A 21,779-nucleotide genomic window follows, 5' to 3' on the forward strand; every position below is an offset into this window, starting at 1 on the left:
GCATGAGCAGTCCAATTCATTACGGTAAGCAGCAAATTGACCAAGATGATGTTAAAGCGGTAGTCGATACACTCAATTCAGCGTTTCTCACCCAAGGACCTCAAGTTGCTCAATTTGAACAAGCCTTAGCAACCTACGTAGGTAGTGCGCACGCCATTGCCTGCAGCAATGGAACCGCAGCCCTGCATTTGGCTTGCTTAGCCTTAGGCGTTGGGCAAGGTGATACCGTCTGGACATCTGCTATTAGTTTCGTGGCGTCAGCCAACTGTGCGCTTTATTGCGGTGCAAATGTTAGCTTTATCGATATTGATACGAACACCGGCAATATTTCACTTGGCGCACTGGCCAACAAGTTACAGCGCGCCCACAAAACCAATTCACTTCCCAAAGCTATCGTTGTTGTTCATATAGCAGGGAACAGTTGCGACATGCAAGCTATACATAAGCTCTGCAAACCCTTAGGTATTAAACTGATAGAAGATGCCTGCCATGCTCTTGGTGCCAGTTATCAAGGAGCTAAAATAGGAAGTGGTAAATATAGTGACTGCTGCGTATTTAGCTTTCATCCAGTAAAAAGCATAACCAGCGCTGAAGGTGGGATGATTACCACTAATGATGCAAATTTAGCTAAACGCCTAAAACAGCTTGCATCCCACGGCATTACCAAAGAGTCGCAAGACCTTCAACAGCCCGGCCAACCTCAGTGGTATTACGAACAACAAATTTTAGGTTACAACTACAGATTGTCAGACCTGCAAGCTGCACTTGGTTTAAGTCAGTTGGCGAAACTCGATACTTTTATCGAACGTAGACAGCAAATATTCAATATCTACCAAGAAGCATTTAGTGCCCAAAACTTAAGCCTCCTTGAACAAAACAAGGAGGGGGAAAGTGCTCACCACCTCGTTGTGGTACTCATTCCAAACAACCAACGAGATATTGTGTATCAACAGTTAGCTGACAAAAACATTCATTGTCAGTTGCATTATATCCCTATTTATCGCCAGCCATATCACCGTATAAGTAATGCAGAGATAGAAAAATTTACTGGAGCTGAACAATACTTTAAGAGTGCCTTATCTCTGCCCGTGTATCCAGACTTAAGCCATCAACAGCAACAACGCGTGATTAATTCCTTGTTGGAGATTATTAATGAGTAAAAGCTTGTGTGTAATCCCAGCAAGGGGGGGAAGCAAACGTATCCCCAAAAAAAACATCCGGGATTTTTGTGGCAAGCCGATGATAGCTTGGTCTATCGAAGCAGCACTTCAAAGTAAGTTATTTAGTAAAATTGTCGTTTCTAGTGACAGCAAAGAGATCATTGATATAGCCAATCACTATGGCGCCGAGACCCCCTTTGTTCGACCACCCGAGCTATCCAACGACTATGTAGGTACGACCGATGTAGTTAGACATGCAGTTGAAACCTTAGACCCTGAAAGTAATAAGTTCTCAATTATTTGCTGTTTATACGCCACTGCTCCATTTGTGGAAGTAGAGGGTTTACAACAAGCAGCATCGAACTTATCTAAACCAGATTGCAGAACCAGCTTTTCAGCCTCTAGCTTTACCTTTCCAATACAGCGAGCAGTCAAGCTGGCAGGCAAAGGGGTCACTCCATTTCAACCTGAGATGATGGGCCAACGATCGCAAGACTTAGAGCCAGCCTACCATGATGCAGGACAGTTTTACTGGTGGACTCGCCAAGCGCTAAACGAAAATGCTGGTATGTTCTCTGCGAGCTCTTATCCGGTGATTCTGCCAAGAATGTTAACGCAAGATATTGATGACCAAGAAGACTGGGACATGGCACAGTTTTTGTTTAGTTATCTAAACAAAAACAAGTGTTAAATCTTTGTCGCACAGCTTAGCTAAAGTTATGACTTAGATTACCGATAACGATAAAGAGTAACTAGAATAAGGGGTTCTACCTATGGCACAGCAATTAAGAACAGAGCCGCTGTTAGTACAGTGCCCCTGCCTACCTGATAGGGAACTATTAAACTTTTATATTGATAGAATATATAAAGCTAAATGGATCACTAACAACGGGCAACTGGTTCAAGAGCTTGAACAAGCTCTAAGCGAATTTTTAGATGTGCCGTACTTGGTATTAACGGCCAATGGTACCTCAGCCTTACAGCTCGCATTAAAGCTTTATGATATTGACCAAGAAGTCATCACTACCCCATTTACTTTTGCCGCCACAGGGCAAGCAATTGATTGGGTAGGTGCTAAAGCTATTTTTGCAGATATCGACAACAAAAGCCTGTGTCTATCTCCTTCTAGTGCTGCCGAGAAAATCACCGAGAAAACCCAAGCCATACTGCCAGTAAATGTTTATGGTCGTACCGCTCACAATCAAGAATTTGAAAACCTCGCTAAACAACATGGTTTGAAGCTTATTTATGACGGGGCACAGAGCTTTGGCGCTCCAAGCCTTCACCAAAAGCTTGCTTTAAATAGTGGCGATGCTACCGCCTTAAGCTTTCACGCTACCAAAATATTCAATACTATCGAAGGTGGAGCACTAATACTTAAGAGCGAACAAGATTATATAAAGGCAAAATCGATGATTAATTTTGGTTTTGCAGCTGGTATGCCTGCGGCAACAGGCACTAACGCAAAAATGAATGAATTTGAAGCCGCGTTTGGCCTAGCTAACCTACAAACAGTAAATGCTCAAATCAAGAAACGAAAGTCTTTAACTGAAGAATATAAGAAACAACTAAGAGAATTAGAGTCTAGTCAAGTGATTCGCGTTATAAAATCACCTAACTATGCGTACATGCCGATTCAATTCTCAGACGAAGCATTTTTATTCAAGGCAGATGAGCTGCTGCAACAGCAAAATATTTTTGGCCGTCGCTATTTTCATCCCTTGCAACCAGGTTGCTACCCTTTAGTTTTACCTATCGCCAACTATGTATCAAATAAAGCTTTTTGCCTACCTCTTCACGGCGACATGAACAAAGAAGATGTTAAAGAAATTTGTAAGGTAATCCATTTAGCCATCAAGCAATTAACAAAGCACTCGCTACGCCTAGGGTAAGAAATGAACAAAGCACTTAGTGATCTTTATAACCACCAAAAATCTTGGATAAATGCAAACTCAGAAGTCGTAATCTTTGGAGCGGGTTCAAATGGTGTCAGAGTTAGAGAATATTTACAGCAACACAATGTTGAAGTGTTGTCTTACCTTGATAATGACCCGCAGAAGCAAGGACAAACCTTCGACAAACGAAATATACAACATGCAAGTAAAGCAAATATTCTATCGGCCCCAGCTATCGTCATTGCAAGCACCTGGCACTTCGACATAGCAAATCAACTGACAGAACAAGGCCATGAAAATTTCATCGATTTAAGCATTATTGGTCTAGCTAAAGAAACCATGATTGATGACCTCACAGCCAAGCTTAACTGGCTTGAAAGTCGATTAGCTGACCTTAGTTCAAAAGAAATTCTTACTCATATGGCAGGGTATCTAAGTAATACAGACAAACACTTCCCTATTTCAAAATTTGAACAATATTTACACCCTACGTTTAAGCTGATGCAAATTAATCAAGTTATAGATGGTGGTGCTTGGCATGGAGACACGGCTCTAAGGTTAATTGAAGTTCTAAACACCGATACAAGCATCCATAGCTTTGAACCAGAAGCAGACAATGTAGCTGCGGTAAAATTAGCTGTAAGCCAATATGCCAACCGCGTTAACATAGTATCAAAGGGCCTCTGGGATTCTAACACTACATTACGCTTTTCATCATCTTCTTTAACTCATAGTGCATCGTGCAATATTGATGAGTCGGGTGATATTGAAATTGAAGTCTGTACTATTGATGATTACTGTAAGCAGAATGACCTAAGGCCAGACCTAATAAAGCTTGATGTAGAAGGTGCTGATTATGCCGCTATCAAAGGCGCTCAAAATATAATTAAACACAATAAGCCAAAACTCGCAGTATGCCTATATCACGATTTTGATGATTTGTGGCGTATTCCTGAGTTGATTGATAGTATCAGGCCCGACTATAATTTCTATTTAGGCCATCACAACAACTCTTGGCATGAAACTGTACTATATTGCAACTGATGCCTAAAATAGCAATTATACAACCTTACTTGTGGCCTTATTTAGGCTACTTTCAAATTATAGATAAAGTAGACACATTTGTTTTATTCGACGACGTGTCCTTTATTAAGCGAGGCTGGATTAACCGGAATAATCTGTTGGTTAATAATCAGGCACACAGGTTCTCTATACCAGTTAAAAATGCTAGCCAAAACAGAAAAATCAACGAACATGCATTCACTGGCGAATTCGCTAGCTTTCAAAAGTTATACGAGCAGAACTATAGACATAGCAAAAACTACCCATTAATACGAAACTATTTAACTGAATGCATCAACTTTCAAAGCTTAAATGTTGCAGAATTCATCCACAACTCCATTGAATTATTAAAACCGATACTGGAGATTAAAACTGACATCATTCTCAGCTCCACACTAGATTACTCAAGACAAGCAACAGCCAGTGAAAAAATCATCAGCATATGTAACACTCTTAGAGCAAACGAATATATAAACCCAATAGGAGGAATTAATCTTTACGACAAAAAACAATTTAATAAACAAGGTATAAAGCTGAAATTTCTTGCTCCTGAACTAGTAAAATATAAGCAACAATCTGAAGGATTTACGCCTGCCCTATCAATTCTTGACTTTGTATCTAACGCTGTCGACCCTAGAATCAGGTTTACCTATGGAAGATAATAAACGCTCGCTTCGATTCAAGCGCAACAGTAATTTGGAAGAATCTATTCAAGCATTAAGTGAAATTCTTTCGCTTATTCCGAGACCAGTAGAGAATAATCAAAATCATCCTATTATCTTTGTACTTGGCGGACTTAGGTCTGGAACTACTCTACTAACTCAATACCTATACTCCACAAAATCGATCTACACTCCAAATAATTTCCTATCTAGGTTTTATTCCAACCCTTTGGTTGGTGCAAAGATACAAAAGATACTTTTTGATGAAAATTACCGCTTTGGGAATGAGTTTGACGACCTTCCCACTTTTAAAAACTCTAACTTTAAATCCGAAAATGGTAAAACACATGGGGCTTTATCCCCTAATGAGTTTTGGTATTTTTGGAGAAGATTTGTGACTGATAATGACTACTCCCTCACTCAAAATCAACTAACAAACAAGCTAATAAACTCAAGCTTTAAAGATGAACTAATTGCTCTTTCCAATGAATTAAACACACCTCTAGTCTTAAAAGCAATGAACCTAAACCATAACTTTTTACCTTTGCTAGATGTTTTTAAGAAAAGTTTTTTCGTCTATGTTCGTAGAGATATTTACAGCCAAACTAACTCAATAATAAACGCTAGAATCCGCCAATATGGCGACTCTAAAACGTGGTACTCGTTTCCAATCCCTTACTTTGAAAAGATAGCTAAGGAGCCTATTGCCACTCAGGCAGCTTTTCAAGCACTAATCATAAATAGAAATATTGAAACTCAGTTAAGTCAAATACCAAAAGAGAACTTTATTCAAATAGATTATGAAAAATTTTGTCAGGAGCCTCGCTGGCTAGTAGACAAACTAGCAGCACAACTTAAAATGAAGTATGACTTTGAACTTGAAATAAACACAAGCGATCTTGAGCAAATTTTTAATGAGAGCCGACTATCACCTAGCAGCTATAACAAACTAGCCCCATCGATAAAAAGAGCAAAAGAAATATTAGCAAAGTGTAATTAGCATCAGAAAAACTCTTTCTTTAGCTGCTGGAAAAGGTGTCTATTTTCATAAACGTATTGATGTTTATCGCTAAAAAAAAAGTGGCTATCCACACTTGAATCTATTGCATCCAAAAAAAACTGTTCTTCACCTAAGCACAAGAAGTACATCGCAGCAGAAAAATAAGCATGACTAAGACCTTGCTTTATGGTTTCGTTATTTGCGCCGCAATTTGTACTTAAATTTATACTTGTTACTATATCTTGCAATGAACCTAATCTTCTAGTAACAATATTGTTCTTTGATGTTCTACTATGGGGATGGATTCTGTACCCACCAAGAACTTTATCAATTCTTCCGGCCTTCCAACCATCACGACAATTTTGAATGTGAGAATAATAATCCCTAATCGCATTTAGCTGCCGAGACTGCAGCCTAAAGTCATCAACATCAAATAGCTTCTTACGAAACACTTTTGAGCTATGTACTAAAAAGTTACCATATTTCACCAAATGATCAATATTGGCTTTTTCAGGCACAAACTTCTGATTGTAGAATTTAGAGAAAAACGTACTACTAACTAAATCTTTCTCAATAATTTCCATATCATGATACACAAAACCAACATCCTCATGACAATCTAGGTAATTAACACAGTCTTTTAACTTTCCTGGATAAAAAAGGTCATCAGCATCTAATCTAGCTATATACTCACCTTTAGAACGTTCTATTAAAGATGGGTAGTTATTTCTACCATTGCTATTTTTATATTGATAGCATTTAGAAACTAATGATGGGTATCTTTCCACATACTGTTCAATTATTTTTCTGGTACCATCTGTAGAAGCATCATCACCAATAATAACTTCAAATTTAAAATCAACATCTTGATTTAATACACTATCAATTGCTTCACGAATGAATCGTTCTGAGTTGTAAGCAACGATAAGCACCGAAAGTTTTAAGTTACTTTTATTACCTTCCACTAATAGCCCCACTTAAAATTGATAGAATTTCTTTTTTATCATATCTGTATATTGGACTGTCGTAGCTTTTAGTGCTGGCTTTTTGTTTTTCTCAATAATGAGTAACTCAGCAACATTTGAAATATCGAAGACTTCTCCAACTATCGGGTAGCCAAGCAACTCCATTTCAACTCTACATATACTTTCGACCATCGATATTTCTGTTTCACTCAAACATCTTAAATATTTACCTTTATTGTCCTTTATCAATGGTTTAGAAAGATTTGACCACGAGCTTTGCTTTGTAGAGTTTAGTTTAACGATAGGGTCTAAATAAAAAGTATCGAGCACTTGCTCTTCCCAAGAGAACCCTAAAAAGCTCAACACTCTTGATAGTTCTTTTTCCGGCTCAGTAATAAGATCTTCATATTTTATTGACACGACTTTCTCTGGGAATGAGGACGCAAACTTCAACCACTCCAATTGTTCCTTCTGCCACCTCATTGCTGCACAGCAAACCTCTCCTTCAAACGCTAAGTTTCTTTTCCATGATAGCGCCATATCTCTTGGGTCTCGTACTAAGTGTACAAACTTTGATTTTGGGAAATGAGCTAGTATGAAAGCAAAATACTCATACATTCGATTTTCTTTGATGAACAGACTCGCCTTTTTATTCACATCCATCTCTTCCATTAAAAGAGCTTTTACAAATTCGATAGGAGACACCTTACCGTCACCTAGAGATAAACATGATTTATCCTTCGCCCAGCGAGAGAATTCACTATTCCTTAAACTACTCAATAAGCCATTTGCTTCTAGCCAGTGCTTTTGTAAACTGAATTTGTGATAGTTATTCGCTAGAGGGTGAATTAGGTGCTTAGGTGCAGGACCACAGATTTTTGAATGGGAACCAAGCAACTTAACAAGTAAATTACCACCAGATCGCTCAGAAGCTGCTAAAAAGTTGAAAGCATTCGCTGTATCAGTCACATCATCACCCTTCGACTATTTAAAGCAATAATATCCATACCATCCCAAACCCAATCTAAGCTTAATGCTTGGCCAGGTTTTACATAACGGTCTGCCGCTATTTTGGATTGAATTACGGGCAACTTTTCAGCACTAGTTAACACGACGCATGTTTGCGCGATAAGTCCAATTGAGGGACTATATGCACCTATGGCTGGATATTCTTTTACAAATACATTCCCATTTTGGGCGCTCTGGTGATGCAACTGCTCGTTTAAAGAGGCCCAATGAAAATACAATTCATTGCACTTTAACGATTTTTGAAGATTGTTAGCCATTGCAATATATTGGCTGCTTACCAATTGTTCATTTGCCGAGTAATGCTCTTTATTCACGATAGATTTAACGGCTTTACCCAGTGACTCGAAGAAATGTTGCTGCATGTTCAGCGAGCCAAACCAATAAATAAACGATGGAGATGAACACGCTTTTTGTGAAAAACTAATGATGTCGTTCGTCAGTTTTTCTGCGTATTCGACCAGTTTAGCTTGATCCAGTGACAACAAGTAATCACCGTCGATTACAGCGACTGAATAACGATCGCAAAAGCGTAACTCTGCGGTATGAGCCGGTGTACTGTAGTGAGTGAACTGTTGAATAGTTTTGTCACCGCCCCACAACACTCTTACATCAGCTATTTTAGACAACTCTGAATTGATTTCATCGCTACGTTGATATCGAATAAACCTTGTGGCTTGGCTAATTTTTTGATGCTTTTTTTGTTCAAAAAGCTCACCTAAAATACTCATTAATCGCTGCTGCTCTTGATTCAATGAACTTGATAAGCGAACGATAGAAAAATTACCGGCTAGCAAGCTACACAACCATGAGAAGATTGCAGTACTTGCCACATTTGACGGGCTAATATGAAAACTTAAACCTCTAGGCCGATAGCTACCAACGTAGTTATTACGCAAAGCTTTCAGCTGACTCGGTCTTAGAAAAAAGCCTAAGGCTGCTAAATTAGGCAACTCGTTTGCCTCTTTCAGTAGACACGTAGAAAAGGCTTCAATGAAGGCAAGGCATTCGGGATCAAAAAAGCTTATCGGTTCTTCGGCAAACCCTTGCCAACTGCAATGCCCAGCCTCAAAATTAATACCATTTATTGGAAAGTGTCGCTGCATCCCCGCACCTCCGCTTTTGGCAATCGGCCTAACACTTCAAAGTAGCGCCCTTTTCTCCCGCAGGCACAATCATCTTGACCTAAAATCCTACCGATATCTTCAGTCAAAATTGTGTGCCCTGGATAGCTATTCGGTAACGCCGACATCACTTGAATAAGCCCGCTGTCTCCATGTTGTTGTTGCTTTAAATTTTCGATAGAGCGTATCATCACATCGGCATATACTGGTGCATGTAAATGCCCTTGTTCACACTCTACAAAAATACTGCCTGTTTGTTCTACCATGCCGTAAAAATTATGAACTTTCACATCGCCTAAACATGCATGAACTTGAGCGTTAAATGTATTACGATCTACAGCCTTGTCTTGTAGTTTCTTCCAACCTCCGCTGTGCAACAAAACACCTTGTTTAAACGGTAAGCTACGCTCTTGCTTACGCAGTACTTCAACAAAATGCTGCCACACCATAAAGGTAAAACCAAAGATGAGTACAGGTCCTGTTTGATGTTTCTCATAAAAAGATTGAACACTTGGCCAGTCTATTTGCATGTTTTCATCTAATGCGTAGCAGTGGTCATAACCTAAAAAGGATAAGCCCTGTACGCCGGCGCCACGCGCGGAGTAGCCCTGTTTATTTTTAGTAAGCCCCTGATGATCAATAATTAACATAGGTAAACGCTTAGCGCCCAACCAATGCTTCATGATATTAACTAATACTCTTGATTGCTGACTGGCTGTGGCCCTATCTAGTACCACTTGAGAAACGACTTGTGAGGTAGTGCCTGATGAACTCATGACTTTAAATTCTTGTTCAGGGCTTACACTACTGAGGCGCATTAGTTTAAATAGGCGAACAGCCAAGGGAGTTAAGTCGCTATAATCGTCAACCAATATATTTGTATGATTGGCTGTTAGCAACTTACGGTAGGCTTCACAATGCACATAATGTCGAGCATTTAGCCGGTTTAACTCTGCCAATAACAATGCTTGTTTCTTGCTTTGTTCAAGTTGGTAGATGGGCGCGTCAAGTAAGCAACTATTCACTAGCAAGCTCCAACATTTTTGCGAGATCAGGTTTACCATTTTGATTATATAGAGGCTTAGCAAGACTATAGTGAGAAACTAATGTTGGGTGTATACCCTTTTGCCTCAGAAATGCTTGGCTTTGTTCTTGATTACAACCCTTGCCGAAAATAACCACTAAGCGATCATCTTCACCGCTACAAAATAACCAATCCGCTTCTAGGCTCTGTTTTAGGCCAGTTTCTAATTCATCTAAGCTAAAACGAATACCTCGAAGCTTAATAATACGTTTAATTCTACCCACAATGTAGTAACGCTTATTTAAGCAATAAGCTAAGTCTCCAGTCGCTAACTGCTGCATTTCGGCTAAATCAGGTTTACATAAATCTGCTAATGTCTTGGCGTAACCCAGCATAACATTGGGTCCGCGGTATATTAATTCGCCCACATTGTCTTGCTGTTGATGAGTTAGCTTGGGGGTTGAAGGCTTTAACATAAGCTCTCCGCCGGGGATAGCTTGACCAATCGAACCTGGATATACCTCTAAATCTTGATTATCGATATAAGCCATACGAGCTGTTGCTTCTGTTTGGCCATACATAACGAAAAATCGCTTTTGATTGTTTTTAGCGAACGCACTGAGTTGATTAATCGTTTTTTCAGCTAATTTGCCACCCGCTTGAGTCAAGGTGGTGATAGAGTCTGGCAATACACGCTCTAAACGTAATTTAAGTAACATCTCATAACTAAAAGGAACACCAGCAAAACTAGTAGCACGGTGTTGTTTGGCTTGCTGCCAAAGCTGCTTTGATAGTAAGTCTGCGGGACCAAGCACCATAGATGCCCCTGCGACTAAATGAGAATTAAGTACCGATAAGCCATAAGAATAATAAAAGGGCAAACTCGATAATGCTCGCTCTTCAGAGCTTATATCAAGGTATTCAACAATAGACTTAGCGTTACTTTCAATATTTTGTTTGGATAACATCACTAATTTTGGTGAACCGGTGCTACCTGAGGTAGACAATAAAACTGCTATTTTGGTATTTAATGCATGCTGCTCAGTGCATATGCTAGTGCACTCTATGCCTTGTTCTAATGCCACGACATGCAAGTTAACTTCATAACGAAGAAGTAAATCATCTACATCTGCTGTAGGTGCTGCCAATATAACCGGAAGATTGTGATGTAAGCAGGTAATATAAACGACTACAGCGTTAATGCTTGTGTCTAGCTGCAATAAAACTAAAGGCCGGGTTATTGGTGTAACTCGCGATAGACTCTCGAACATATCAGCGACTTGTACAAGCAATTGCTTATAGCTTAAGTTTTCATGTAAGCCGTAGAATGCGATCTGCTCTTTGGCCTTTAAATTCATAAATGCAGGCCCCCATCGACATTTATAATTTGCCCTGTGACATATTCTGCTTGAGACAAAAATACAACCACTTGCGCGACCTCATCAGGGTGACCGATTCTCTTTAAATCGACTTTATTGATGGTAGACTCACGTTCTTCTTCGCTTAGTTCGTTTAATAAGGGAGTATCTATAATACCAGGCCGAACTGCGTTGACTCTAATACCAACTGGTGCTAACTCTCTTGCTAAGGACTTAGTAAGCCCTTCTACTGCAGCTTTGCTGGCCGCATAAACCGATTGTCCCTTCGCACCTTGCTCAGCAACGGCAGAACCAACATTGATGATCGCTCCTTTACGTTGTCGCATCATTAATTTGCTTGCGTACTGGCTTAGCCAGACTGGCGATAAGCTATTTATTTTAAACAGCTTCTCAACTACTTCAGGCTTTGTCATTATTAATGCTTGAGGCAACATTACACCAGCCGAGTTAACCAACACATCTAAACGCTTTGTTATCTTTACTAGCTGAGAAAAAAGCGTTCTCACATTAAGCTCATCGCTAACATCAACACTGAAATAATGAACTTCTTGTTCATTAGAACTTGGCAATGAATCACTCAAAAGCTCAAGTTTAGCCTTATCTCGCGCAACCAGTAACAGGCTATAGCCCAAATGATAGTATTGCTTAGCACAAGAGGCTCCAATACCGCTACTTGCTCCACTAATGAGTACCCACTTGTTAACGAGATCCTTAGTCAAAACTAATTCCGTGTTTAATTAGCAACTGCTTACAAATCGCAACGCTGCTCATGTCTATAATATCATCAGTATCAAACATCACATCAAATTGAGCTTCCAGTTCAGCAACCAGCAACATGTGCGCTGTTGAGTCCCACTCTGGAATAGTATTGTATTTAAGATCATCAACAACAGACGTTGCTGGGATCTCTAAGGCTTGAGTGTAAGCATTCACGAGTTTTTCTTGATTGTTCATAGTATTACCTTATAAAACGAGCAAGTTGTTGACGCTGCGTAGTATACCAACTTGCTTGCAACTTCATATCTACGTAGTTGCCGCTTTCAAGGCCTTTTTGTTGGTAGCCTAGCTTTTGGTTAAAGCGAATTGCCGCTTGATTACTAATTAGAACCTGGGCCTCAATCACATTCGCGTTTAATACGTCAAATGCGTAATCTAATTGTGCCATTGCCATCAAAAAGCTTAAAAATGAGCCTCGATACTTTGGCTCTCCCATATATAATCCGGCCTCATAAACACCTTTGTTTACAAGTTTTAAATTTACATAGCCAATAGCGTTATTGCAGTATTCAGCAACAAAGTGCTTATGTTTAGTCTGTTCAGAAATGTGGGTATACCACGCCAGTTGCTGCTTAGTTGATATCTCAGAGTTATTACACATATTTAAGCGTATGGCAGGATCGTTCCTCCACTGGCGCAGCATTTCTAAATCACTTGGCATAATATCGCGTAACAATACATTGGCAGACTCAAATCTTTCCACTTATCTCCTCCATAGCGTCAACAATACGTTGGGCACCGAATGCATCAACGGTTTGATAAGCTAATTGGTGCATTTTCAGTAAGTCACTCGTTAACAATTGTTGAAGTAACGAAGTCATTCTTTGCTCTACATCATTTTGGGTAGCATCAAAGGCAAAACACCAGCCAGCGTCTACTAAAGCAGTAGCAGCTTTAGTTTGGTTATCGGCGACTATAGCAAATACTGAAGGCACGCCCTGTGTTGCTAGTTCGAACATAGTTGAGCCAGCTGCACCGATAGCAAATTTAGCTCTCCCCATAAGCTCAACCATTTGCGCTGCGTTTAAATTACGTAATATAGACACACCGTTAAGTAACTCATCTGATTCATCCAGCTTCATTGCATCAGTCACAACCAATTCAATTGAGCTTATATTTAAGTACTTAAGCTGCCGAATTGCTTTCAAGCTCAAATTGGCCACATCAGCCCCACCAAAGCTAATTAAAACCGATTCACGTTGCGTATATTGTGAAGGCTCTTCCATAAACTCTGGTCTTAATAAAACATACGACAAACCACAGAGAAGTTTAGCGGCAGAAAATTGCCGCTGATAAAAATCTAGGAACTGCTCTCCTGCTGGGCTAACCAGCAGAGAGCTATTTAAAGGAAGGCTTAAAGCGAGATCATCAATATGGCCCAAATACTTGGCCACTTGATTGAATACTAGGCATTGTGACTCTGTAAACTGATAACCATCAACAAATAACCAGTCGGGCTTGCAGTTCATCGACTCAGACAGTAATTCTGTATCATCACTTATATACTTGATAGTAATCGATGCTGGCACTTCAATTGATACTGGAGTATTAGTGAATATACTTACATTAAAACCTTTCGCTACTGCAGCATCTGCTAAGGCTAGCATCCTAACTAAGTGTCCATAGCCAATGGTAGAGTTAGCTTCAGTACGGATCCATAAACGCATTTAAGCAAAAAGCTCCCAACTTAACGGCGTTCCTTCTTCTAAATTGCATCTAGCGGTCTTACCAACAACCTTATCCCAATATTTAGGAGGAAGACCTAAACCTGGCCGAACTACTTTTAAATTATCCGCTGTAAACTGCTCACCCGCTTTAATTGTACTACTAATATAAATTGAACGTCGATAGCGTTTTGATTTAACCTCGGCCTCAGTGCCCCCATAACAAACCTGCCCAAGTGCTCGTTTTGCCGTGTTACATTCTTTTACTAAACTACTTAACTCTAAAGGCTCTAGCGAAAATGCTGCATCAACCCCTCCAGCATTTCTATCAAGTACAAAGTGTTTTTCAATAACACAAGCTCCTAAGCTCATACTTGCAACGCTCGCTCCTATTCCCAAAGTATGATCTGACAATCCAACCAAGCAGTTAAAGCTCTGTTGCATGTGAGGAATAGTTGCTAGGTTAGTATTCTCAGCTGATGCAGGGTAAGTACTCGTGCACTTTAAGAGAATAATTTGTTGATTGCCTTGTGCCCGTATCGTTTGTACAGCCTCATCTATTTCAGCAAGGCTCGCCATGCCAGTGGAAAGAATAACCGGCTTACCTTTTTTTGCTATGTATTCAATAAGTGGCAAATCATTATTTTCAAAAGACGCTATTTTGTAGCAAGGTACATTTAACCCTTCAAGCATATCTACTGCGGCTTTATCAAATGGAGAGCTAAACGCAACCAAACCCAGAGATTCCGCATAACTAAACAAAGCTTCATGCCAATCATAAGGTGTAGCAGCTTCACCGTAGAGCTCGTGTAAACTTTTACCTTGCCACAAATTGTCACTCTCAGTGATAACAAAACCTTCTTTATTTGAGTTTAAGGTCATGCTATCAGCGGTATAGCTTTGCAGTTTTATTGCATCGACTCCAGCTGCTGCCGCCTGTTTTATCATTTCCTTAGCGATAGCAAAGTCTTGCTGATGATTGCCCGATAGTTCGGCAATAATAAAAGGCTTATCTTTGCTGGATATGGTTTTACCAGCAATCGTAATTACTTGCATTGTTATAATCTTGCGAAGGTTGCTTTACTTAGACACTAGCAAGAACCACACCCAAAAAACATTACTTTTTTGACAGATTTCGACAGTGGCGTCATTCTTGCTTTTTAATTCACTAAGCTTCGGTTAAGGTTAAAATAAAGAATTTAAGAGGACCCATCTAATGGACGCAAAAGAGTTTACCGAGTTGATGCAAAATTCAGCTAAAGACGCTGTGCTTTTTGCAAAAGAAGAATATCAGATTGAGCTCGACTTTAGCTTAAACAGCATCGCTGATATCGACAAAATAATTGCCCAACTAAGCATTCAAGCTCTCGATGATAAGGCGTTATTCACCTACTCCTTTTTACTCGGCTCTTATTTGGGTGAGGTATATATACAATCTTACAATGGGCATTGGCTTTATGAAGAAGAGACCGAGGATGAGCCACCGCAAACTTTTGTTGTAGATGGCGATAAAACTTTTGCTTTTCCCAGTAAAATATACCACTCGCTGGTAGGAACCGAAGAACATTCAATAAACGAATACTTTGAGAAAATAGCTGAACAAACAAGCGTTCAATAGAGCAGCAGTTTAATAATCCGCCATTACAAGGCGGATTATTCACTTATCCTTTCGCTTGGCGCTCCCAAGTTACTTTTTGAGTGGTTACATCCCACGCATCAAAGCTATCAACATAATAATCCCTGGCGTCTTCAATGTACTTACGCCAAATCTCTTTCCCTTCTTTAAAGCGCCCAATACAAAGCTCTTCATCTTCTGATGAGAAAGCCAAACGAGTAAGATAAGTCAAACAAAAGGAGGCTGCTCCTCGCATCAACGCAAAAAATAGCGAGTGTTTATTTGCAGAGCTCTGCTGTACAAAACTAAATTGGGTGTTCAGCAAATTTAGTATATCTTGCCAGTTCTCTGTTGTTGCATCTAAAGTATCAAGAAAATGCTCACAATTATCAACAAACTCTTGCTGTTGATACTGTTCAGAGAATAGTTGATACCAAGTATTGGTTTCAGCGGTGTATGCGTGTCGCTTTAACAAGGTTTTTAACGCAATTTTATCAATACTTTCGCTCAGAATAATGTTTTCACTTAATAATGCTTGTGTACCACTAATATGCGCACCATCACTACAATTAAATACATCCACATCGGCGTACTCAGCAATGGCTTCTTCCATCACCTCACGAGCAAAGCGAAACTCATATTTTGTGCCAACCCATTCTCGAAAGTTGCCTTTGGTCCTTATTCCGGTTCCATGCTTAGCGTAATTGTACAATTCTTTCCCGGATTTTTCGTGAAAGTAAGCAGAGTGCTTACTATGATGCTGACTTGGATCCTTGAAGCCTAAGTCAATTCCAAACATGAAGATTTGCTTAAAGCCAAGCTTTAAGGCGTAAGCTAGGGCACTATTTGACACCGTAGGGTAAGAATACAGAATATCCTCTAAATCTTTAGTCCCTTTAATCGTATCTTGATACATCAGAGTGGCGGCTTCACCACGCTTAAAACATATGAATGCTTGATTAAACATTGAAACAACGTCAGGGTGAACGCCGTTTACGCTAAGCAAGTCGATACCTTTAACCCACTCTGGATCATTTACCTGCTCAATCCACTCAACTGTTGCTCTTGTTTGTTCAACTTCTGCGTGAAAATCAGGTTTAATACCCAGTTTGTAAAGCGTTTTTAAACAAGTGCCGCAGGAGATAATAATTGCATGATCTTGATGCTGTTTTAAGTGCTCAATATTGTCATCTAGCGAAGGGCCATTGCCCACGATAAACACTGGTGTATTCGATAGAGCAGCTGCCACCTTAGTACCTTTGTCCTTCTTAAGGTGATAGCAGTTTCTTTTAAATGCTTCATTTGTATGAGAGATATTAAACATTGCATGGTCAAAGTACTCACCAATGTTCATTAACACCCTAAATTGCTCTCGGGTACTGCGGATTGCTTCGTCCATAATACGATGGAAGTAGCTCACATAGAAAAAAGTATATGACAGAATGTTTATACCTTGCTGCTGAAGCCGGGTATGTAAATCATTAAACATGTTGTTGCCATCATCACCAATATTTAGGTAGATATTTTGCTCATTGTCTTCAACTTTTTCTAATATCGCGCTCCAATCGGTCAACAGCAAAGAAGCAGTAAAGTAATCAATGTTGGGCTCGTACAAAATGAAGTAATCGACATCATGGCCAAGCATGATAGATTCTATTTGATACCCTGTGCCGCAGCCATACATAATGAAAGAAGGCAAACGCTTGGGTAATTGAGTTCTAGATTCCTGCGGCAGAGCAGACACTAACTCTTTAAGCTCATCTGAACGCTTGTAATGAATATATGGGCTTGGCTTACGAAGGCTCTTACGAGCATCCAGAGTCTCTAACTTTGGGTTAGAACTATAGTAGTCAAAGTAAAGCTGGCTTTCCTCTTTAGGGCTGTTGTTAAACAAGCAAACCCCATAGTCCGTGTCCAGCAAATTTACTTCACCGTTAGGCATTACAAAGGGAATCCAACGCTGTTGTTGATAAGTTAAGCACTGCGAGTAGATGTCAGGCATTCTCTCAGCGAAGGCAAGCAAGTTACGCTCTCTGCGAGAATCAAGTTCTTCAGACAGCAGGTCTATTTCCAGCTCAGATTTATCACTGCCAAGATAGCTATTCAGCCCAAAGCAGCACTCAAAATCTCTATCTTCATCTTCACTTGGCCAACGAATTTTATCAATGTTCGAGAAGCTTAAACTGCGTGTAGCAAAGCCAAACTCTAGGGCATTAAAAGGAGCGTAATTGTAGTGTTTAAATAAGAAAAACGTAGATTGGTCTGACTCTTCTTGCCACTGCTGCAAAGATTGCAACATTTGTTGGTCGGTTTCACCCGTTATTAAGGTCAGCTTACAGTCTTGATTTTGTATATAATTAACAACTCTCAGCCAATTGGCACTGTATAAGGAGTCTGCTAACAGATCCCACTCGGGCTCGATTAATAATACTCGCTTCCAAGCCTTCATCTGCAACAATCGATCGATATGCAAACCTAAACCACAGCCCAAAATGACCAGACAATCAGACTGTTCATCAACCCCACAATACTGAGATTCTATGCCGGGATATACATTTTCAATTGTGCCAAAAACATCTTTCTTCGGTATATCAGCAAGCTGGTTCTCAGTATCGACCAACAAACCTCTATGTTGAAAGTCAGCCAATTGCTGATTAACTTGAATCGTGGGAGAAATATCATAAAGAGCGCGACCTTTAGTTACGTTTACTATATTAAGGTGCTTCTTTCGAGTAATAAAAGGTGAGTATTGAGCCGGAGGGTGACGGTGTAACTTCTCAGCTAACTCAGGGGAGTATTGCGCCAATGCATTAAGATTAATTTGAAACTTTCGTTTGATGACTGGTGTCACTGTGGCTTCTATTTTTTGTTGAATTTCATCATCGCCACTAATTTGAAAATCAATATTTCTTAGCATTTTGTTCCCTAAAAAGAATAAGCTAGCTATATACCATAGGCCTTTTTAATTTTTTCACTTCGCTTAATTGCACCAAGCTTAAGCGAGACATCATCTTTACCTTTTTCACACACCGTTACAACAGCTTGCATAATCTGCAAATGTTTTTTGAGATCTTCAGTTTGAGAGTTTGATAAAGAATCGGCACTAGAGCAAAGGTCTTTCAGAAGAGTCTCGTGCTGAGAGAGCAAAGCTTCCAGCACAGAGACAGCAGATGCCTCTTTTAAGAGCTCACCTTGAATGGTTGTTAACAAGTGTTCAGCTTGAAGTAAACTCTTAGTAAAGTTTAACGCGGTAGCCATCTACTCGCCGCGCATCTGATAAGCTTGCTGTTTATCAGCTTCGGGGATTTGATCCCATGCAGATTTAATTGGCAGCATAAGTTCGATCACTTCTTCAACGATTGCAGCGTCATTCGCTATAGATGCTTCAGACAACCTAGTGAGCATGAACTCATAGAGGTCATTTAAGTTTCCAGCTATGTCACCGCCACGCTCAAAATCCAGCGTGTTTTTTAGCGAGGTGATGATAGAGGTTGCTTTTGCTAATGGTTTGCCTTTATTTTGATAATCAGCGCGCTCAATACAGCCTTTTGCAACAGCAAGGTTTTCTAATGCTGTTTGCATCAAAATCTGAGTAATTCGATGAGGATCAGCGGTCGCAACTTGGTCTTTTACCCCCACCTGACGATACTGATTAATGCCTTTTTGATACATACTTTTTCCGTTAACCTAATTGGCCTAAAACGTATTGCATTTGGCTATTAAGACTACCCATTGTCACATCAAAAGCGGTGTATTTTGAGCGTAACGTAGACTCATAAGAAGCCATCCGCTCCTCAAAATCTAACATTTGACGCTCCAAATCTTTCTTCTGACTTTTAACAGAGTCTTCTCGGGTAGCTAATACACCACCAGACTGCTCATAGCTTTTCACCGTAGACAAAAAGCTGTCAGCCACACCACCGTCCATTGCAAAAAGCTCGCCAACACCATCTAGATTAGAGTTAATGGCTTTCTTAAACTCGGTTTCGTCAAGCGTTAACAGGCCATCTTCATCCATTTCTATACCAATGCCATAAAGAGTTCGCATTCCTGGAGCAGCGTCATCGTAACCATTGGTAGAAAGGCCGCCTAGGCTGTAGCGTAAAGTCCTAAACATCGGGTCACCGCTCAACTCTTTGCGATTACTGTTATCATCGCCCTCAGAAACACCGGTTGCTTTAGTATGCTTATCAATTTCTTTAATTACATTATTGTAGGCATCAATAAATGCTCTAACGTTTGCAACAGATTCCTCTTCACTGGGCTGAATATCAAGATCGACTGCGGATGACGTCACTTTATTGACGTTTATCGAAACACCTGAAATAACATTTTCAAAGGTATTTGTCGAACTAGTCGCTTCGATACCATCAATGGTGATCCTAGCCGAAGACGCATCGGTAACGTCCATCTTGCCACCAGCATTGGTAAAGTTATCTAACTCGGCATTCGCCCCAGTATTTGTCACCAACAGAGTATTTCCATCACCTGTTTCATCTGAGGTCATAGACAACCTTATTTCTGAGCCAGTATCAATTAAGTTTGCTGACACACCAAAATTATCTTCGTGATCATTAATTTGCTCACGTAATTGTTTAAGTGTTGTACCTGCAGCAACGTCAAGCACCATAGACTCACCACTTGCTGTGGAAAAAGTTAATTGTCCATCGGTAGTTGCTACAACATCATCTTCAGAGGTATAGAGAGGTGTTCCACCATTAGCTGTGGCATCAATTGATGTTAAAGATGAACCTTTAGCAAGTTCTTGAACCTCAATGGCGTAGTTACCATTTGTGGCGCTATTGGCTAGGTCAACAGAAAAAGACTCATTGCCTTCACTTTCATTAGTGGTAGCGGTGCGAGGAAAAAAGGTATCTTGGTTTTGGGCTTTTTCAAGAATCTTATGGAATTCACTAAGCGTTGACTTAATACTACCGACGGCAGACAAAGTGACCTCAAGTGTAGTTTTAGTCTTTTCAAAGCGAGCATCTTTACCAGCTCGCTCAGCATTAATTGACACCTCAATTAATGCTTCTAAATCTAAACCACTACCAATACCTGCTGCTGTTATTCCAGTCATGGGTCTTTACCTACAAATAATTTAGACCAACTGATCAACAAACAAGCCTGTAGTTTGACCAATCGCATCTTGAAATTTTCTTAATCGTTCTTCTAATTGGCGATACTCCTCTGTAGGAATTTCGCGAATTAACTCATCAGTACTTCGATTGAGTACTGAAGTAAAAAATTGCCCATCTCTTTCGTCTACAACAAACTTTACATCTCTATCTTGCACTTCGAGCAACTGGTTAAGCGAGGCAACAACATCTTCAACTTGAGATTTGTCTTCGTCTTGACGTTCCTCTTTCTCAGCTTGTTGTTGAGCTTTGGCCTTTTCTTGCTCTTTTTGAAGCGATAACTGTGCCACTTCCATCTTGTCAGCAGCACTTAAGTTTTGCTCCTGACTTTTCTGAAGGTTAGTTGTAACCGTTGAGGTGGATATTGAACTAACATTACTATCCATATTCCAGACTCCTTAAACAAAGCAAGCCACACCTATACAGTATAAGTGTGGCTGCGTATTTCTTCACTATTATTAACGATTAAACTAGAGCTAACGCAGCCTGTGGGCGTTGGTTTGCTTGAGCAAGAATCGAAGTACTAGTTTGTTGAAGAATTTGAGCTTTCGTTAAGTCCGCTGTTTCTTTAGCAAAGTCAGTATCTTTAATTCGAGAACGAGCACCAGAGATATTCTCTGAAATGTTAGACAAGTTACGAATTGTAGATTGGAAACGGTTTTGAACCGCACCCAACGATGCTCGCTCTGAGTCAACTAACTTAATCGCAGAATCTAAAGCAGCCATCGCTGCACTTGCTCCACCAGTAGTTGACACAGACAAAGAAGCTAAACCTAAGCCAGACGCACCCCAGCCACCTGAGCGAGAAATGTTTACGCTGATGTTTTGACCAGCGTTAGCACCAACTAAGAATGCCGCAGAATAACCGCCATCAAGAAGGTTAACCCCACCAAACTGTGTAGTGGTAGCAACACGGCTCATTTCAAGCTTAAGTTGAGAAACTTCTGCTTGTAACGCTGCACGGTCACTAGAGTTATTAATACCATCTTGAGATTGAACCGCTAACACACGCATACGCTGCATCATGTTAGTTAACTCGTCCATTGCACCTTCAGCAGTTTGTGCCACTGAGATACCATCTTGAGCATTCATCACAGCACGGTCTAGACCCTGAATTTGCGATGTCATACGGTTTGAGATTTGTAGACCTGCAGCATCATCTTTTGCGCTGTTAATTCTGAAACCAGAACTTAAGCGTTGATACGCAGTATCTAGTGCGTTGCCTGAGCTTGCTAGCTGGCGTTGTGCGTTCAATGACGACACATTGGTGTTGACAACTAATGCCATA

Annotated in this window: 23 protein-coding genes; 7 read left to right on the forward strand and 16 right to left on the reverse strand. The window is 40.1% G+C overall.

Translation table 11 applies throughout. The features are described 5' to 3' along the window. Window positions 1-2 precede the first annotated feature (2 nt). The 6 genes from pseC (at window position 3) to LQZ07_RS15755 (ending at window position 5,779) form a co-directional block, all read left to right on the forward strand. The gene (gene pseC / locus LQZ07_RS15730; RefSeq protein ID WP_152781152.1) at window positions 3-1,160 is read left to right on the forward strand and encodes a UDP-4-amino-4,6-dideoxy-N-acetyl-beta-L-altrosamine transaminase; all 1,158 of its coding nucleotides are present in this window, start codon (window positions 3-5) and stop codon (window positions 1,158-1,160) included. Next, window positions 1,153-1,851 (forward strand): pseudaminic acid cytidylyltransferase, encoded by a 699-nt coding sequence (pseF, locus tag LQZ07_RS15735; RefSeq protein ID WP_152781154.1) that lies wholly within the window; start codon window positions 1,153-1,155, stop codon window positions 1,849-1,851. Before pseC ends, pseF begins: the two co-directional genes overlap by 8 nt. Window positions 1,852-1,933: 82 nt before the next feature. Beyond that, complete coding sequence (locus LQZ07_RS15740; RefSeq protein ID WP_152781156.1) at window positions 1,934-3,052, forward strand: DegT/DnrJ/EryC1/StrS aminotransferase family protein; 1,119 nt, start codon at window positions 1,934-1,936, stop codon at window positions 3,050-3,052. 3 nt (window positions 3,053-3,055) lie between these two features. After that, window positions 3,056-4,099 (forward strand): FkbM family methyltransferase, encoded by a 1,044-nt coding sequence (locus tag LQZ07_RS15745; RefSeq protein ID WP_152781158.1) that lies wholly within the window; start codon window positions 3,056-3,058, stop codon window positions 4,097-4,099. Beyond that, window positions 4,099-4,779, forward strand: coding sequence for a WbqC family protein (locus LQZ07_RS15750; RefSeq protein WP_152781160.1), 681 nt, complete (start codon window positions 4,099-4,101; stop codon window positions 4,777-4,779). The genes LQZ07_RS15745 and LQZ07_RS15750 overlap by 1 nt, the downstream gene beginning before the upstream one ends. After that, window positions 4,769-5,779: a sulfotransferase gene (locus LQZ07_RS15755; protein ID WP_152781162.1), complete on the forward strand. Its 1,011-nt coding sequence runs from the start codon at window positions 4,769-4,771 to the stop codon at window positions 5,777-5,779. The genes LQZ07_RS15750 and LQZ07_RS15755 overlap by 11 nt, the downstream gene beginning before the upstream one ends. Before the next feature lie 2 nt (window positions 5,780-5,781). Here LQZ07_RS15755 and LQZ07_RS15760 read toward each other — a convergent pair whose 3' ends face one another. The 10 genes from LQZ07_RS15760 to pseI are packed head-to-tail and all read right to left on the reverse strand — an operon-like array spanning window position 5,782 to window position 14,794. Continuing rightward, the gene (locus LQZ07_RS15760) at window positions 5,782-6,744 is read right to left on the reverse strand and encodes a glycosyltransferase (RefSeq protein WP_152781164.1); all 963 of its coding nucleotides are present in this window, start codon (window positions 6,742-6,744) and stop codon (window positions 5,782-5,784) included. 12 nt (window positions 6,745-6,756) lie between these two features. Then, entirely contained in the window at window positions 6,757-7,713 is a 957-nt protein-coding gene (locus LQZ07_RS15765) for a sulfotransferase (protein WP_152781166.1), read from the reverse strand. After that, window positions 7,710-8,876, reverse strand: coding sequence for an acyl-CoA reductase (locus LQZ07_RS15770; RefSeq protein ID WP_152781167.1), 1,167 nt, complete (start codon window positions 8,874-8,876; stop codon window positions 7,710-7,712). The genes LQZ07_RS15765 and LQZ07_RS15770 overlap by 4 nt, the downstream gene beginning before the upstream one ends. After that, complete coding sequence (locus tag LQZ07_RS15775; RefSeq protein ID WP_249483196.1) at window positions 8,855-9,919, reverse strand: acyl-protein synthetase; 1,065 nt, start codon at window positions 9,917-9,919, stop codon at window positions 8,855-8,857. Before LQZ07_RS15775 ends, LQZ07_RS15770 begins: the two co-directional genes overlap by 22 nt. Further along, complete coding sequence (locus LQZ07_RS15780) at window positions 9,912-11,276, reverse strand: AMP-binding protein (protein WP_152781171.1); 1,365 nt, start codon at window positions 11,274-11,276, stop codon at window positions 9,912-9,914. The genes LQZ07_RS15775 and LQZ07_RS15780 overlap by 8 nt, the downstream gene beginning before the upstream one ends. Further along, window positions 11,273-12,016, reverse strand: coding sequence for an SDR family NAD(P)-dependent oxidoreductase (locus LQZ07_RS15785; RefSeq protein WP_152781173.1), 744 nt, complete (start codon window positions 12,014-12,016; stop codon window positions 11,273-11,275). The genes LQZ07_RS15780 and LQZ07_RS15785 overlap by 4 nt, the downstream gene beginning before the upstream one ends. Then, complete coding sequence (locus LQZ07_RS15790; RefSeq protein ID WP_152781175.1) at window positions 12,009-12,251, reverse strand: acyl carrier protein; 243 nt, start codon at window positions 12,249-12,251, stop codon at window positions 12,009-12,011. The genes LQZ07_RS15785 and LQZ07_RS15790 overlap by 8 nt, the downstream gene beginning before the upstream one ends. A gap of 4 nt (window positions 12,252-12,255) precedes the next feature. Continuing rightward, window positions 12,256-12,777 carry a GNAT family N-acetyltransferase gene (locus LQZ07_RS15795; protein WP_152781177.1) on the reverse strand — a complete coding sequence of 174 codons (522 nt, stop codon included), beginning with the start codon at window positions 12,775-12,777 and terminating at the stop codon, window positions 12,256-12,258. Beyond that, the gene (locus tag LQZ07_RS15800) at window positions 12,764-13,741 is read right to left on the reverse strand and encodes a PseG/SpsG family protein (RefSeq protein ID WP_152781179.1); all 978 of its coding nucleotides are present in this window, start codon (window positions 13,739-13,741) and stop codon (window positions 12,764-12,766) included. The genes LQZ07_RS15795 and LQZ07_RS15800 overlap by 14 nt, the downstream gene beginning before the upstream one ends. Then, the gene (gene pseI / locus LQZ07_RS15805) at window positions 13,742-14,794 is read right to left on the reverse strand and encodes a pseudaminic acid synthase (RefSeq protein ID WP_152781181.1); all 1,053 of its coding nucleotides are present in this window, start codon (window positions 14,792-14,794) and stop codon (window positions 13,742-13,744) included. A 160-nt stretch (window positions 14,795-14,954) separates the two neighbouring features. Between pseI and LQZ07_RS15810 the strand changes: the two genes are divergently transcribed. Beyond that, window positions 14,955-15,356: a hypothetical protein gene (locus tag LQZ07_RS15810; RefSeq protein WP_016402460.1), complete on the forward strand. Its 402-nt coding sequence runs from the start codon at window positions 14,955-14,957 to the stop codon at window positions 15,354-15,356. A 43-nt stretch (window positions 15,357-15,399) separates the two neighbouring features. Here LQZ07_RS15810 and LQZ07_RS15815 read toward each other — a convergent pair whose 3' ends face one another. The 6 genes from LQZ07_RS15815 to LQZ07_RS15840 all read right to left on the reverse strand — a co-directional run bounded on the left by LQZ07_RS15815 (window position 15,400) and on the right by LQZ07_RS15840 (window position 21,778). Next, window positions 15,400-18,270, reverse strand: a complete 2,871-nt coding sequence (locus LQZ07_RS15815; protein WP_152781183.1) for a 6-hydroxymethylpterin diphosphokinase MptE-like protein — start codon at window positions 18,268-18,270, stop codon at window positions 15,400-15,402. Window positions 18,271-18,296: 26 nt separating this feature from the next. Further along, the gene (locus LQZ07_RS15820; RefSeq protein WP_152781185.1) at window positions 18,297-18,611 is read right to left on the reverse strand and encodes a hypothetical protein; all 315 of its coding nucleotides are present in this window, start codon (window positions 18,609-18,611) and stop codon (window positions 18,297-18,299) included. Beyond that, window positions 18,612-19,025, reverse strand: coding sequence for a flagellar export chaperone FliS (gene fliS, locus LQZ07_RS15825; protein WP_152781187.1), 414 nt, complete (start codon window positions 19,023-19,025; stop codon window positions 18,612-18,614). A gap of 10 nt (window positions 19,026-19,035) precedes the next feature. Then, a complete protein-coding gene (gene fliD / locus LQZ07_RS15830; RefSeq protein ID WP_152781189.1) occupies window positions 19,036-20,433 on the reverse strand; it encodes a flagellar filament capping protein FliD in 1,398 nt (465 codons plus the stop codon). 21 nt (window positions 20,434-20,454) lie between these two features. Next, window positions 20,455-20,877 carry a flagellar protein FlaG gene (locus tag LQZ07_RS15835; RefSeq protein WP_152781191.1) on the reverse strand — a complete coding sequence of 141 codons (423 nt, stop codon included), beginning with the start codon at window positions 20,875-20,877 and terminating at the stop codon, window positions 20,455-20,457. A 79-nt stretch (window positions 20,878-20,956) separates the two neighbouring features. After that, entirely contained in the window at window positions 20,957-21,778 is an 822-nt protein-coding gene (locus tag LQZ07_RS15840) for a flagellin (RefSeq protein WP_152781193.1), read from the reverse strand. Between the last annotated feature and the right edge of the window lies 1 nt (window position 21,779).

It is taken from the genome of Agarivorans sp. B2Z047, assembly GCF_023373605.1.
Taxonomy (GTDB): Bacteria; Pseudomonadota; Gammaproteobacteria; order Enterobacterales; family Celerinatantimonadaceae; genus Agarivorans; species Agarivorans albus.

Excerpts from the sequence above, each read along its gene's own strand:
- pseF (WP_152781154.1), top strand. The coding sequence starts at position 1,153 with ATGAGTAAAAGCTTGTGTGTAATCCCAGCAAGGGGGGGAAGCAAACGT.
- LQZ07_RS15755 (WP_152781162.1), top strand. The coding sequence starts at position 4,769 with ATGGAAGATAATAAACGCTCGCTTCGATTCAAGCGCAACAGTAATTTG.
- LQZ07_RS15810 (WP_016402460.1), top strand. The coding sequence starts at position 14,955 with ATGGACGCAAAAGAGTTTACCGAGTTGATGCAAAATTCAGCTAAAGAC.
- fliD (WP_152781189.1), bottom strand. The coding sequence starts at position 20,433 with ATGACTGGAATAACAGCAGCAGGTATTGGTAGTGGTTTAGATTTAGAA.
- LQZ07_RS15835 (WP_152781191.1), bottom strand. The coding sequence starts at position 20,877 with ATGGATAGTAATGTTAGTTCAATATCCACCTCAACGGTTACAACTAAC.
- LQZ07_RS15770 (WP_152781167.1), bottom strand. The coding sequence starts at position 8,876 with ATGCAGCGACACTTTCCAATAAATGGTATTAATTTTGAGGCTGGGCAT.
- LQZ07_RS15840 (WP_152781193.1), bottom strand. The coding sequence starts at position 21,778 with ATGGCATTAGTTGTCAACACCAATGTGTCGTCATTGAACGCACAACGC.
- pseI (WP_152781181.1), bottom strand. The coding sequence starts at position 14,794 with ATGCAAGTAATTACGATTGCTGGTAAAACCATATCCAGCAAAGATAAG.
- LQZ07_RS15800 (WP_152781179.1), bottom strand. The coding sequence starts at position 13,741 with ATGCGTTTATGGATCCGTACTGAAGCTAACTCTACCATTGGCTATGGA.
- LQZ07_RS15745 (WP_152781158.1), top strand. The coding sequence starts at position 3,056 with ATGAACAAAGCACTTAGTGATCTTTATAACCACCAAAAATCTTGGATA.
- fliS (WP_152781187.1), bottom strand. The coding sequence starts at position 19,025 with ATGTATCAAAAAGGCATTAATCAGTATCGTCAGGTGGGGGTAAAAGAC.
- LQZ07_RS15790 (WP_152781175.1), bottom strand. The coding sequence starts at position 12,251 with ATGAACAATCAAGAAAAACTCGTGAATGCTTACACTCAAGCCTTAGAG.
- LQZ07_RS15815 (WP_152781183.1), bottom strand. The coding sequence starts at position 18,270 with ATGCTAAGAAATATTGATTTTCAAATTAGTGGCGATGATGAAATTCAA.
- LQZ07_RS15820 (WP_152781185.1), bottom strand. The coding sequence starts at position 18,611 with ATGGCTACCGCGTTAAACTTTACTAAGAGTTTACTTCAAGCTGAACAC.
- LQZ07_RS15740 (WP_152781156.1), top strand. The coding sequence starts at position 1,934 with ATGGCACAGCAATTAAGAACAGAGCCGCTGTTAGTACAGTGCCCCTGC.
- LQZ07_RS15780 (WP_152781171.1), bottom strand. The coding sequence starts at position 11,276 with ATGAATTTAAAGGCCAAAGAGCAGATCGCATTCTACGGCTTACATGAA.
- LQZ07_RS15750 (WP_152781160.1), top strand. The coding sequence starts at position 4,099 with ATGCCTAAAATAGCAATTATACAACCTTACTTGTGGCCTTATTTAGGC.
- pseC (WP_152781152.1), top strand. The coding sequence starts at position 3 with ATGAGCAGTCCAATTCATTACGGTAAGCAGCAAATTGACCAAGATGAT.